General features: G+C 62.0%; 10 protein-coding genes and 1 pseudogene. 5 read left to right on the top strand and 6 right to left on the bottom strand.

Annotated elements, in window-relative coordinates; genetic code table 11:
• Nucleotides 1-127 precede the first annotated feature (127 nt).
• Nucleotides 128-1,630, bottom strand: a complete 1,503-nt coding sequence (locus J3P73_RS07680) for a protein adenylyltransferase SelO (protein ID WP_130771259.1) — start codon at nt 1,628-1,630, stop codon at nt 128-130.
• A 246-nt stretch (nt 1,631-1,876) separates the two neighbouring features.
• Here J3P73_RS07680 and J3P73_RS07685 point away from each other — a divergent pair, with 246 nt between their 5' ends.
• Entirely contained in the window at nt 1,877-3,331 is a 1,455-nt protein-coding gene (locus J3P73_RS07685; RefSeq protein WP_130771260.1) for a DHA2 family efflux MFS transporter permease subunit, read from the top strand.
• Between the two features lie 46 nt (nt 3,332-3,377).
• Here the strand turns inward: J3P73_RS07685 and J3P73_RS07690 are convergent, their stop codons facing one another.
• Nucleotides 3,378-4,325, bottom strand: coding sequence for a homocysteine S-methyltransferase family protein (locus J3P73_RS07690; protein WP_130771261.1), 948 nt, complete (start codon nt 4,323-4,325; stop codon nt 3,378-3,380).
• A gap of 218 nt (nt 4,326-4,543) precedes the next feature.
• Between J3P73_RS07690 and J3P73_RS07695 the strand changes: the two genes are divergently transcribed.
• The gene (locus J3P73_RS07695; RefSeq protein WP_018070899.1) at nt 4,544-5,173 is read left to right on the top strand and encodes a TetR/AcrR family transcriptional regulator; all 630 of its coding nucleotides are present in this window, start codon (nt 4,544-4,546) and stop codon (nt 5,171-5,173) included.
• A 55-nt stretch (nt 5,174-5,228) separates the two neighbouring features.
• On the opposite strand, the pseudogene J3P73_RS07700 reads toward J3P73_RS07695, so the two are convergent.
• A pseudogene (locus J3P73_RS07700) lies at nt 5,229-5,749 on the bottom strand (DUF1697 domain-containing protein).
• 17 nt (nt 5,750-5,766) lie between these two features.
• Complete coding sequence (locus J3P73_RS07705; protein ID WP_207579850.1) at nt 5,767-7,875, bottom strand: S9 family peptidase; 2,109 nt, start codon at nt 7,873-7,875, stop codon at nt 5,767-5,769.
• A 251-nt stretch (nt 7,876-8,126) separates the two neighbouring features.
• Between J3P73_RS07705 and J3P73_RS07710 the strand changes: the two genes are divergently transcribed.
• From J3P73_RS07710 to J3P73_RS07720, 3 genes are all read left to right on the top strand, one after another.
• A complete protein-coding gene (locus J3P73_RS07710; protein ID WP_018070902.1) occupies nt 8,127-8,516 on the top strand; it encodes a DUF930 domain-containing protein in 390 nt (129 codons plus the stop codon).
• 102 nt (nt 8,517-8,618) lie between these two features.
• Entirely contained in the window at nt 8,619-9,410 is a 792-nt protein-coding gene (locus J3P73_RS07715; protein WP_075224826.1) for a polysaccharide deacetylase family protein, read from the top strand.
• Nucleotides 9,411-9,495: 85 nt separating this feature from the next.
• Entirely contained in the window at nt 9,496-10,053 is a 558-nt protein-coding gene (locus J3P73_RS07720) for a PH domain-containing protein (protein ID WP_207579851.1), read from the top strand.
• Nucleotides 10,054-10,065: 12 nt separating this feature from the next.
• Here J3P73_RS07720 and J3P73_RS07725 read toward each other — a convergent pair whose 3' ends face one another.
• A complete protein-coding gene (locus J3P73_RS07725) occupies nt 10,066-11,364 on the bottom strand; it encodes an NAD(P)/FAD-dependent oxidoreductase (RefSeq protein WP_207579852.1) in 1,299 nt (432 codons plus the stop codon).
• Between the two features lie 18 nt (nt 11,365-11,382).
• Nucleotides 11,383-12,549 (bottom strand): AI-2E family transporter, encoded by a 1,167-nt coding sequence (locus tag J3P73_RS07730; RefSeq protein WP_018070905.1) that lies wholly within the window; start codon nt 12,547-12,549, stop codon nt 11,383-11,385.
• Between the last annotated feature and the right edge of the window lie 31 nt (nt 12,550-12,580).

Genomic DNA, 12,580 nt, shown 5'->3' on the forward strand with positions numbered 1-12,580 from the left:
CGCGAAGGAGATGCCTTTCAACGGCCACAATTGCCGCAGGGTGCCGGTGCGCCGAACGGGGCGTCGGGCCGGATGGAAGCGGATCGCTATGGCGTAACTGCGCCACCAAAACGGGCGAGAGCGCCCGTCACGTTCCGCAGAAGGTCGCAAGCACCCGTTCGTCGGGCTTCGGCGGTTCCCGATAGGCGGCAAAGCCAGGCTGATCCTCATAGGGTTTCGAAAGCACGCCCAGCAGCGCCTCGAACAGGGAAAAATCGCCGTTCTCGACGGCGGCCTCGATCGCCTGTTCGACCCGGTGATTGCGCGGAATGAAGGCCGGATTGACGCTGCGCATGGCAATGGCGCGCTCACTGGCCGTCTGCGGATCGCGTGACAGCCGCTCGCGCCACTGCGTCAGCCACGCGCCGCAGGCGTCCGGCTCGCGGAAACTCGCCGCAAATTCGGGCTCTGCTGCGTCATCGCCGGCAAGATCCGACAGCCGCCGGAAGGTCAGAGTGAAATCGGCACCCTGCGCCTGCATCAGCGACAGCAGCGCCTGCACCAGGTCGAGATCGCCGTCCTCTTCGCCGGCAAGGCCGATCTTTTCGCGCATGCCGGCCAGCCAATGCGCCTGGAACCGTTCGCCGTAACTCTTGATCACGACATTCGCCTTGTCGACGCCGCTGTCGGGCTCGGCGTCGATCAACGGCAGCAGCGTTTCGCCGAGCCTTGCGAGGTTCCATTGGCCGATGCCGGGCTGGTTGGCATAGGCGTAACGCCCATGCTGATCGATGGATGAAAAGACGGTCGCCGGATCATAGGCATCCACGAAGGCGCAGGGGCCGAAATCGATCGTCTCGCCGGAGACGGTCATATTATCCGTGTTCATCACGCCATGGATGAAACCGACATGCAGCCAGCGGGCAATCAGCGCCGCCTGGCGTTCGCAGACCGCATCGAAAAGCGCGAGATAGGGGTTCTCGGCCTCTTTCAATGCGGGATAGTGCCGGTCGATCACATAATCGGCCAGAGCCCGCACGCCGTCGGTGTCGCCCCGGGCCGCGAAATACTGGAACGTGCCGACGCGGATATGACTTGCCGCGACGCGGGTGAAAACCGCGCCCGGCAGCACCTCTTCGCGATAGACCGGCTCGCCTGTCGTCACCGCCGCCAGCGCCCGCGTGGCCGGAATGCCGAGGGCAAACATCGCCTCGCTGATGATATATTCCCTGAGCACCGGTCCGAGTGCCGCCCGGCCATCGCCACGGCGCGAAAACGGTGTCGGCCCGGCGCCCTTCAGCTGGATATCGTAGCGCTTGCCGTTGCGGTCGACCACTTCGCCGAGCAGGATCGCCCGCCCGTCGCCGAGCTGCGGCGAGAAGCCGCCAAACTGATGCCCCGCATAGGCCATCGCCAGCGGCTCGGCCCCTTCGGGAAGGAGATTGCCGGAAAAGATCGCCGCGCCGTCGCGGCGCAAGGCCTCGACGTCGAGCCCGAGTTCGGCGGCGAGCGCCTCGTTGAGCTTGATCAACCAGGGCTCCGCCACCGCAGTCGGCACTTGCGCCGCAAAGAAGTGCGGCGGCAAACCAACATAGCTGTTGTCGAACGGAAAGGCCGCACCGGGCCGGTTTTTCTGCAGGGCGGAGGTCATGGTTCATAGGTAGGGCTAGGATGCATGCCGCGCAAGCCGGGGAAGACCTTCACGAAGATCAGACCCATGCAAGGAATCGTGATCTGCCTTTACCTCTCGTCAAAGCAGCTTTGCCATAAACGACATAGCGCCGCCATGATCGCGGGCGTATAGCAAATCGTCTCCCCTTGGCTTTGCGCCATGTCATCCCCCCGCGGCCTTGCTGCCTTGTGTGCTCCGCCGCGCCACCGCGAGTGATCCCGGACGATGTCGGATCAGATTTACCAGGCGCCGATGGTTCGGCGCGCCACGCCCAATTTCCGGGTGATCGCGATGATTGTCGCGAGTGCGATGCTGATGGAAAACATCGATGCGACCGTGCTTGCGACTGCGCTGCCCACCATGGCGCGCGATTTCGGCGTCAGCGCCCCGGCCATGTCGATCGCCCTGACCTCCTATCTCTTGAGCCTTGCGATCTTCATTCCGGCAAGCGGCCGGATGGCCGACAGTTTCGGCTCCCGCACCGTTTTCCGCTCGGCGATCGCGGTCTTCGTCGTCGGCTCCATCTTCTGCGCGCTGGCGCCGACGCTGTCCTTCCTGGTGCTGGCGCGGCTGCTTCAGGGCATCGGCGGCGCGATGATGATGCCGGTCGGGCGCCTGGTGCTGATGCGAAGCGTCGACCGCAAGGATATGGTCAGCGCCATGTCCTGGCTGCTGGTGCCGGCGCTGATCGGCCCGATTGTCGGCCCGCCGCTCGGCGGCTTCATCGTCACCTATCTCGACTGGCGCTGGATCTTTTATATCAACGTGCCGATCGGCATCATCGGTATGATCTTCGTCTCGATCTACATCGACGAGGTAAAGGGCAAGGCAAGTGGTCCGTTCGATACGATCGGCTTCGTCCTCTCGGGCATCTCGCTCGGCTCGCTGCTCTTCGGCTTCGAAATGTCGAGCCATGAAGGCGAGGGCGCCTTCTCGATCTTCCTGATCGCCATCGGCCTGCTCTTCGGCATCGCCTATCTCAGACATGCCCGCAAGCACCCGTCGCCGATCATGGATTTCTCGCTGATGAAGGTGCCGAGCTTCGGCACGTCGGTCATCGCCGGTTCGCTGACGCGCATCACCCAGGGGGCGCAGCCCTTCCTGTTGCCGCTGCTCTTCCAGATCGGCTTCGGCCTGTCTGCCGCCGCCGCCGGCCAGATTATCATCGCAACCGCGCTTGGCGCTCTCGCCATGAAGCCGATGGCGAAGTTTGTCTTCCGCCGGCTGGGCTTCCGCAGGAGCCTCATCCTCAACGGTATCCTCGGGACGATCGGCTATGGCCTTTGTGCCGCCTTCCGGCCGGACTGGCCGATGCCTCTGATCTTCGTCGTCCTGGTGCTTAGCGCCTTCTTCCTGTCATTCCAGTTCACGGCCTATAACACCATTGCCTATGACGAGATCAGCAAGGAGCGGATGAGCTCGGCCACGAGCTTCTACACCACCTTCCAGCAGCTGATGCTGTCGCTCGGCATCTGCATCGGCGCCTTGGCGCTGCACGGCTCCATGGCCTTGTCAGGCACTGAGACGCCGGCCCTTGGCGATTTCTCGGCAGCCTTCATCGTCGTCACGATCATCTCGATCACCGCGACCTTCTGGAACCTGCGCTTCTCGCCGACTGCTGGCGAGGAGATCACCGGCTACAAGGCCAAACAGAGGAAAGGCGCCGCCGCCAAAGGCTGACACGGCATACCCTAGCCGGATACAACGTCTCCTCCCTCTCAGGTCGTTACGCCGCCTGCGGCAGGCATGCCTCGCAGATCGCCGCGACATGGCGGTGGTCGGTGCCGCAGCAGCCGCCAAGCACACGCACCGCGGGCATGCGGTCGATGAGCTTGCGGTAGCGGCGGCCGAGATCTTCGGGATCGCCCGCATCCAGCGTTTCGCTATTGTCCAACTGCTCGTGGCTCATGGTCGAGGCATTGGCGCGGATGCCGGAAATGCGCTTCACCCAAGTGCTTCCAGGATCGAGCGCTGTTTCGAAATGTGTCGGATGGGCGCAGTTGATCATGTAATAGGCCGGGGCTCCGCCGGTCGCCGCATCCGTCGTTTCGATCGCCTCCTGAATGCTGCGGCCTGTCACCAGCCGGCCATCCGTCTCGAGCGTGAAGGAGATGACCGAGGGCATGCCGAGCGATTGTGCTGCCCGCGCCACGCCGATCGCCTCGTCGATATTGGTCAGCGTGAAGGCGCTCACCATGTCGGCTTCCGTGCCGGCAAAAGCCCCGATCTGAAAGGCGTGGTAGTCTTCCGCTTCGGCCGCATCCATGAAGCCTGCCTTGTAACCGTCGCCGCGCGGGCCGATCGCGCCGCTGATGACGATCGGCTGCTCCGGCCGCTCATAGGCGCTGCGTAAGTCGACGAGCAGGTCGACGGCTTTCTCGTTGACCGCCTTCAGGGCCTGGCTGGTATAGCCGAGCTTCTGCCCCCAGTCCGGATTGGCCCGCCATGTGGCGGTATCGAGCACGAAGCCCGTGCCGTGCCGCCGTGCGATATCGAGATAACGGCGATAGTAATTCCGCATGCGTTGCCGCCCGTCTTCGGAAGACAGCAATATGAAGGCGGCGAAATGCGGTAGCTCGATCCCTTCCTGGAAGATCATCGTCGTTTCCATGCCGCCGTCGGTAATGAAGGTGCCGCCTTTGAGCTGCGGCAAACCGTTTCTGTACTTTGCCATTGTTGAAGCCTCTCCCTCGCGGCCCCCGATTGGCTGCCGTCGATGAATTATGTTCTGGCGCTTAATCGGCTGTCAAACTAGGCGACTTGCGGTATACTCCAGGCGGTTTTGGCTTTTGCCGATTGATATCAATCGCTTGCTTCAGCCGAAGCCGTCGGGGGCGTAAGAAAGCTTGAACGAGTGGCGCTGAAAACTGTACCGGCGGTACAGGAGGGGACATGCGAAAGGGCGAGGAAACGCGGACCCGCATCCTCGATGTGGCCGAAGCGGCAGTCTTGCAGAAGGGTTTCGGCGGCACCTCCATCGAGGAGCTGATCGCCGAGACCGGCATTACCAAGAGCGGCTTCTTCTATCATTTCAGGGACAAGAACGAACTCGCCAAGGCGTTGCTCAACCGCTACATCGAAAATGACGAGCGCATCTATGATGAGATCTTCAGCCGCGCGCGCGATCTGACCGACGATCCGCTGCAATCCTTCCTGCTCGGCCTGAAGCTGCTTTCCGAACTGCTCTCCGACCTGCCGAACGGCCATCCCGGCTGCCTTGTGGCGGGCATCTGCTATTACGAACGGCTGTTCGACCGGGAGATACAGGAGATCAACCGGAATGCGGTGCTTGCCTGGCGGCGCCGTTTCGGCCGCATGCTCCGGGACATCGTGGCTGTCTATCCGCTGCGCGAACCCGTCGACGTCGACCAGCTCGCCGACATGGTGTCCTCCGTCCTGGAAGGCGGCATCGTTTTGTCGAAGACGCTGAAGGAACCGAACACGCTGGCCGAGCAGGTGCTGATGCTCCGCACCTTCGTGAGGATGCTCTTCCTGCCGGTGGCAGCGATGCCGAGGGCCTAAAGCAATTCCAGCAAAAGTGCGAAGCGGTTTTGCGTCCGGAATTGCGCTAACCTCCTCAGTCCCCGTCCTCCATCGCCGCCGCCATGTCCGCGAGCTTGCGCACGGTGTTGAGATTGCGCGATGTCCCCGGCTTCAGCGCCGACAGCTTCAGCTTCGAGCGGCCGGAACCATTGGGATAGTGCACATAGATTTCCCGGCCGGCGAGCTTCGCCTCCTCGCCGTCGGGCGCCACCATCGCAGTGCATCGCCGGGCGCCTTTTCAGGCAGGAAATAGACGAGCAGGAAGTTCGGCTTGGCATCAGGAAAGGGCGCGTCGGCAACGATCCCATCGAGTTCCTTGCGGCGGCGCACCATCACGCCCGGCCGCTTGCCCATCGTCTTGCCGAGCGCCTCGTCAAGCCGCTCCTCTACCGTCTTTTCCGCTTCATCCGAACGGAAAAGCACGTTGCCGCTCTGGATGTAGGTCTTGACGTCGGAAAAGCCCAGGCCTTGGCAGATCGTCTTCAACTCGGCCATCGGCAAAGAGCCGGTGCCGCCGACATTGACGGCGCGAAGCAATGCAACAAAGACCGTCATCGGCTCCTCCGAAACCTTTACATCTTGCCGGCAACCTTGATCGCAAACGCATATTCAAACGCGATCTCTTCCAGCCGCTGGAAGCGGCCGGAGGCGCCGCCGTGGCCGGCGTCCATGTTGGTCTTGAGCAGGATCGGCGCGCCGCCGGTCGTCTTGTCGCGCAGCTTCGCTACCCATTTGGCCGGCTCCCAATAGGTGACGCGCGGGTCCGTCAGGCCGCCGAGCGCCAGGATCGGCGGGTAGGCTTTTGCGCCGACATTGTCATAGGGCGAGTAGGATGCGATCTGCTCGTATTCTTCCCTGCTGTCGATCGGGTTGCCCCATTCCGGCCATTCCGGCGGGGTGAGCGGCAAGGTGTCGTCGAGCATGGTGTTGAGCACGTCGACGAAGGGAACGGCGGCAATGAGGCCGGCGAACTTCTCCGGCGCCATGTTGGCAACCGCACCCATCAGCATGCCGCCGGCCGATCCGCCCTCGGCGATGATCTTCGCGTAAGACGTGAACTTCTGTTGATTCAGATAATCGGCCGCCGCGACGAAGTCCTTGAAGGTATTCGTCTTCTTGTCCATCTTGCCGTCTTCGTACCAGGAAAATCCCTTGTCCTTGCCGCCGCGGATATGGGCAATCGCATAGACGAAGCCGCGATCGGCGAGCGACAGGCAATTGGTATTGAAGCCAGCCGGAATGGTGATGCCGTAGGCGCCATAGCCATAGAGCAGGCAGGGGGCACTGCCGTCGAGTGGGGTATCTCTGCGATAGAGCAGGGTGACCGGCACCTTCTCGCCATCCCATGCCGGCGCAAAGACACGGCGGGTGACGTAGTCGTCGGGATTGTGGCCGGACGGCACTTCCTGCGTCTTAAGCAGCGTGCGCTCGCGCGTCACCATGTTGTAGTCATAGAGCTGCGACGGCGTCGTCATCGACGAATAGGAGAAGCGGATGATATCCGAGTCATATTCCGCCGCGCCCTGCAGCCCCAGCGAATAGGCTTCCTCGGCGAAGGCGATCGCATGTTCCTCGCCGGTCTCCCGATTGCGGATCATGATCTGCGGCAGCCCGTCCTTGCGCTCCAGCCACAGAAGATGGCGGGCATAGGCCATGTGGCTGATAACAAGCGTGCCAGGCTTGTGGGCGACCACTTCGCGCCAGTTCTCTTTCACCGGATTGTCGACCGGCGCTTCCATGATCTTGAAATCCTTGGCACCGCCGTCATTGGTGAGGATGTAGAAGACGTCGCCGCCTTCGGTCAGCGAATATTCGATGCCTTCCTCGCGTGCCGCCACCAGTTTCGGCTCGGCTGTGAGGTCTTTGGTCGATAGCAGCCGGTATTCGCTGGTCTCGTGGTCGTGAATGTCGATATAGATGAAATCGTCGAGCAGCGAGCCGCCGACGCCCATGAAGAAGCCGGCATCCGCTTCCTCATAGACCAGCCGGTCTTCCGACTGCGGCTGGCCGAGAATATGGTGGAACACCTTCGACGGCCGGTGGTTTTCGTCGAGCGCCGAATAGAAGAAGCTCTTGCCGTCGGGCGCCCAGACGCCGCCGCCGCCGGTATTCTCGATCCGGTCGGCAAGGTCTTGCCCGGTCTCGAGGTCGCGCACCTGCAGCGTGAAGAACTCCGAGCCCTTGTCGTCATAGCCCCAGATGCCGCGGCTGTGGTCGCTCGTATGGTCGAGGCCGGCGAGGCGGAAATAGGCCTTGCCGGCCGCCTCCTTGTCGCCGTCGAGCAGCACCGTGCGGATCGCCTCGTCGGCGACATTGCCGTCGCGGGCGATGCGGAAATAACGCGGCTGTTCGCCGCCGGTGACATAGAAGGTGCCGTAGGCATAGGCGCCGTCTTTCATCGGAACCGAGCTGTCGTCTTCCTTGATGCGGCCGCGCATTTCGGCAAACAGCACCTTCTGCAGCGGCTTGGTGTCCTCCATCGCCGCGTTCATATAGGTGTTTTCGGCTTCGAGATGCCGGCGGATCTCAGGGTCGAGTATCGACGGATCCTTGAACATCGCCTGCCAGTTGTCGGCGCGCAGCCAGGCATAGTCGTCCGTGCGGGTAATGCCGTGGCGCGTATCGGAGACGGGCTTCTTCGGTGCGGCAGGCGGTGTCGGCAGGCTCTTGAAAACGGACAAGGAATGGCTCCGGGTCGGAATGTCGGGTTGGCAAGAGATAGAGGCGCGCCGCCGCCGGATCAAGCGGCAAGGGTGCGGCAAGGGCGCAGATGACCTTCCACAGACAAGGAGGACGCTCTGCCCACCTTGCCTTGATGTCACCACAATATTTAAGAAAGTCCGCTATCTCAGTGAATTTGCACGTGCCAAGCTCCCGGCAAGCTGTCGGCGGTAGGGTAGAAATTGCAGAACAGTAAGGGATTCTCTCCGCAATGCCGAAACGTCTGATCCTGTTTGTATCCCTCGCAAGCCTTGCAGCCCCCGCCTTTGCCGTCGATCCCGCCATCAAGAAGCAGCTGGAAAAACTCGATCCCTCGACCCGCCTGGAACAGAGCTGCGACACCGAGGCGATGAGCCGCATCAACAAGGACAGCACTGGCTTCAAGCCCGACAAGGTGATCGCCTACACCTTCAAGGACCCGATCCCCGGCGACAATTCGCTGGACGCGCCGGGTGCTGTCTTCCGCAGCAAGGGCGACTGGTACCATCTCTCCTACAATTGCATCACCGGTCCGCAGCATATCAACGTGCGCGAACTCAACTACGAGATCGGCGAGAAGGTGCCGCGCGAGAAGTGGGACAAGTATTATCTCTATGATTGATGCTGCCCTGTCCGTCCAAGCCGCTGCGGTGACAACCGGCCGCATGGCGCCGGGGGAGAGCTGTCGCTAAAATCGGCAGCTCGAATCATAGAAATCCGTCGTATGAACCGCATCCTGCTCGCTTCGGCGTTCCTTCTCGTCAGTATCTCCGCTGCATTCGCGGACGGAATTCCGTCAGCCGTGCCGACGGCGGTTAGTCCGGCCCCGAAGGCGCCGGCGCCAAAGCTCGTCGAGCCGCATCTGCACATCGCCCGTTCCAATATCGCAGGCCATGCCCGCATTGCGCTGACCTTCGATGCCTGCATGGGGCAGGCGGACGAGCGCATCCTTTCGACGCTGGTGCGTGAACGCATCCCGGCAACGATCTTCGTCACTGGCCGCTGGCTGAAGCGCAATCCCGAAGCACTTGGCGTGTTTCTGCAAAATCCCGATCTCTTCGAACTCGAAAACCACGGCCAGAACCATATTCCGGCCGTCGACACGCCAACGCTGATCTATGGCATCGCGTCGGCCGGCTCGCGGCAGGCGGTGCGGCAGGAAGTCGAAGGCGGCGCTGCCGCCATGGTCGCGGCCGGCATTCCGGCGCCGCACTGGTTCAGGGGCTCGACTGCCAAATACGATCTTTCCGCCATCGGCGAGATCCGCGCCATGGGCTATCGCATTGCCGGTTATTCGGTGAACGGCGACGGCGGCTCGCTGCTCGGGGCTGTCATCACCGAAAAACGCATCGCCTCGGCCAAGGACGGCGACGTCGTCATCTCCCACGTCAACCAGCCGACCCATGCGGCCGGCGAGGGCGTGGCCAAGGCGCTGGTCGATCTCAAGGCCAAGGGCACGGAGTTCGTCCGCCTCGAGGATGTCGAGGACACCGGCGACGACAAGACGACCGAGTAGGGTTTCGGATCTCTTCGCTTGCTCACCCCTGGAAAACGAATAATGCTGTTTTTGTTTTTTCGGTTGAGGGGACGTAGGGGAGCGCATGCCTCGTGCGATTTGGAATGTCGAAGGCGAAATTCAAAATGAGCTTCATCCCTCCGAAATTGTTGTCTGGACAGGGCAACCAGGTGCCTGGGGAACTTTCGTTTCCAAGTGTCCTGAATTAATTATCGGCCTAATTTGTGTGATCTCCGGTTGCGCTGGCTTTCTACCGGCTGACAATGCGCTTGCCATCGTCGAAAAGGCGGATGGAATAATGGGCATCATATTCCCCGGAGTCTTTTTACTGGCCGGTGTCGCGGCCATAGCGGGCGCGGTTTTCGAGATGATCGCTACGGGCCGAACCGCTTACGCTGCCACCGATCGCAGGCTTCTCATCGTTCGAAATCTGATCAGGCGCCGAGCAACGACGATAGCACCAACGGCCATCAACGTTGTGGAGGTACGGGAAAAATGGGACCGCTCGGGAACCCTGACTTTTCGCCGGGAGGGAGACGGGGATAGCGTCAAAAAATTCGCCTTTATCGGTATCCCAAACGTTCGCGAAGTGGCTAAACATGTTGAAGAATTGCGAATGAGTGCAAGAAAGCAAGCCAGCTAGACGACTGAAATTTCAGCGCCTTTGGCTTTCCGTCTCGCTTCTATGCATTCCCGAATGAAAGCGCGCCAAACCCGGCCCATCCCTGTCGACCGCAAAATCCTCGAACCAATCCCGTTGCATGCCTACGAGCATGGCGCCGATCATCTGTGCGGCGAGATAGGAAAAGGTGATGCCGTTGCCGCCGTAGCCATAGGCTGCGAACACATGCGGTATCTCCGGCACCGGACCGATCAGCGGCAGGCCGTCGGTCGTCTCGCCGAAGGTGCCGCACCAGGCATGGGCGACGCGTGTATCCGCCTTCGGCCACAGCCGCTTCATCTTCTCCTGGATTGCGATGATCTTGGCCGGCAGCTTGCGGTCGCGCGTTTGCGCGTCGCTCGTCTCGTCATCCTCGCCGCCGGCGACGATGCGATTGTCCGGCGTCGTACGCATGTAGAGATAGGGGTGGCTGTCCTCCCAGATCAGCGCTCTGTCGCGCCAGAAATTCGCCGGATCCTGCGCCACGGTGGCGAGCGCCCAGCTCGAACTCGACCGGTGCAGCTTCGGCATGTCGAGGCCCGGCATCGAATAGCCGGTCGCAAGCACCGCATGCCGCGCCTCGATGACGTGCCCTCCATCCGTTTCCGCCAAGACGCGGCCACCTTCGCTGTGAAGCGCAGCCACGGAAGCGCTCACCAGCCGCGCACCGCGCCGCAACGCCATCTCGATCAAGGCCCAGGTCAGAAGCAGCGGATCGCACTCCGCCGAACCCGGCGAATAGATCGCACCATCGCGGTCGAGCTCGAATTGTGTGAAGAGATCGGGATGTTCGAGATAGACGCCGGGCAGGCCCGCCCGGCGACGAAGCTGGCGCTCCTCCAAGAGGTCGCGCGCGCCTTCGCGATTGGCGGCGAGATAGAGCGTGTTGCGCGGCCGGAAGCCGCAGGCGATCCCGTTTGCTGCGATCAGTTTGGAAAGGCCGGCGACCGCGGCACCACTGCGGCGGTAGATGCCGGCCGCGCGCTCGAAGCCGTAATAATCCTCAAGCTCGGTGAGCGTACTGTCGATTTCCCATTGCAGCATCGCCGTGCTCGCCGCGGTGCTGCCGAAACCGGGCTCCTCCCGGTCGATGACCGCTACGGAAAAACCGCGCGCCGTCAAATGTTCGGCAACCAATGCGCCGGTGATGCCGCCGCCGATCACGGCGACGTCGGTGGAAAAGCTCTCCTCGGTCGGCCGCCATTCCGGCCGTATGCCGCTCTTCCCCCAGAGAGAACGGCCGCTCACCATCTGGTCGTGATCGGATTCGGCAAGATCGAGATCAGATGCCACTGACGTCCCCCCGGTTGATCATTTCGGCAACTGCGGCTGCGGCTTTTCCTCGATCAGCAGTTCGTCAATGACAGTCATGACGATCAGCGAGAGCGGTAGCGCCAGCATGGCGCCGACGGCGCCCCACATCCACGTCCAGAACAGGATGGCGAGGAAGACGACGAAGGGATTGATTTCCAGCCGCCGTCCCATCACTGCGGGGAAGATCAGGTTCTCCATGAGCAGATGCACGGTGAAGAAGGCTGCGGCCGGCATCAGGCCGATAAGGAGGCCGTCATGGGTCAGGATGCCGGCGACCGCGACGGCAAACGTCATCAGCGTGATGCCGAGATAGGGGATGAAGCTCGACAGGAAGGCAAAGAAGCCCCAGAGCACCGGGGCAGACAGCCCGCCGGCATAGGCAATGACAGTCATGACCACGCCGAGCCCGACATAGATCAGCGAGGCCGTGGCGAAATAGAAGCCGAGCACCTGCTCGACGGCATTGATGACACGGATCGCCGCCAGGCGCTGCGTGCGGGTGCGGAAGGTCATGATGATCGTCTTGCGCAGGTTGACCCGACCAGCGAGGAAGAACAGCAGCGCCGCAAAGAAGATCATCCCCTGCACCAGAGCCGGCGTCAGGCTACTTGTCACCACGTGCAGCACGTTGCCAGTGTTTTCGAGCAGCGCACCGATCGACATCGACCCGCTTTCGAATGTCGCCGGCGTGATATGCAGCCATCTGATGCGCTCCAGATAAGGCATGACGCGGTTTATGGTCCGCTCGGCGAAGGCCGGACCCTCATTGGCAAGCGTCATCAGCGGGTCGGCGAGCGAGTTGATCAACAGGAAGATCACCAGCGCCACGCTGGTTGACAGGATGAAGGCGTTGGCAAGCCGCGGCACCCCCATCCTGCTGAGCTTTTCTGCCGCCATGCCGAGGATCATGCCGACGACGACCGCAAGCGTGATCGGGATGAGGATCAGCGACATCAGATAGACGGCGGCAAGGAAAAGAATGCCGAAGATGCCGATGATCGCCCAGGCCATGCTGACGTCGAGCCCATCCTTTTCCAGCCGGTGCAGCGGTGGCGGCGGCAACTCTTCGGCCGCCTCCTTCAGCGACTGCGCCCAGGCGCTGGTGTGGCGTTCGCCGATGGCGATCTTCTTTGCTTGTTTGCGGATGCCATTGGCGATGCCCATGCGGTGAGGTCCCCGAAGCCCCATTGCTTCC

It is taken from the genome of Rhizobium ruizarguesonis (assembly GCF_017357285.1).
Classification (GTDB): Bacteria; Pseudomonadota; Alphaproteobacteria; order Rhizobiales; family Rhizobiaceae; genus Rhizobium; species Rhizobium ruizarguesonis.

What these genes read in the sequence shown, in the direction of transcription:
- J3P73_RS07695 (WP_018070899.1), top strand. Translation starts at nt 4,544, where the DNA reads ATGCGAAAGGGCGAGGAAACGCGGACCCGCATCCTCGATGTGGCCGAA.
- J3P73_RS07690 (WP_130771261.1), bottom strand. Translation starts at nt 4,325, where the DNA reads ATGGCAAAGTACAGAAACGGTTTGCCGCAGCTCAAAGGCGGCACCTTC.
- J3P73_RS07710 (WP_018070902.1), top strand. Translation starts at nt 8,127, where the DNA reads ATGCCGAAACGTCTGATCCTGTTTGTATCCCTCGCAAGCCTTGCAGCC.
- J3P73_RS07685 (WP_130771260.1), top strand. Translation starts at nt 1,877, where the DNA reads ATGTCGGATCAGATTTACCAGGCGCCGATGGTTCGGCGCGCCACGCCC.
- J3P73_RS07720 (WP_207579851.1), top strand. Translation starts at nt 9,496, where the DNA reads ATGCCTCGTGCGATTTGGAATGTCGAAGGCGAAATTCAAAATGAGCTT.
- J3P73_RS07730 (WP_018070905.1), bottom strand. Translation starts at nt 12,549, where the DNA reads ATGGGCATCGCCAATGGCATCCGCAAACAAGCAAAGAAGATCGCCATC.
- J3P73_RS07680 (WP_130771259.1), bottom strand. Translation starts at nt 1,630, where the DNA reads ATGACCTCCGCCCTGCAGAAAAACCGGCCCGGTGCGGCCTTTCCGTTC.
- J3P73_RS07715 (WP_075224826.1), top strand. Translation starts at nt 8,619, where the DNA reads ATGAACCGCATCCTGCTCGCTTCGGCGTTCCTTCTCGTCAGTATCTCC.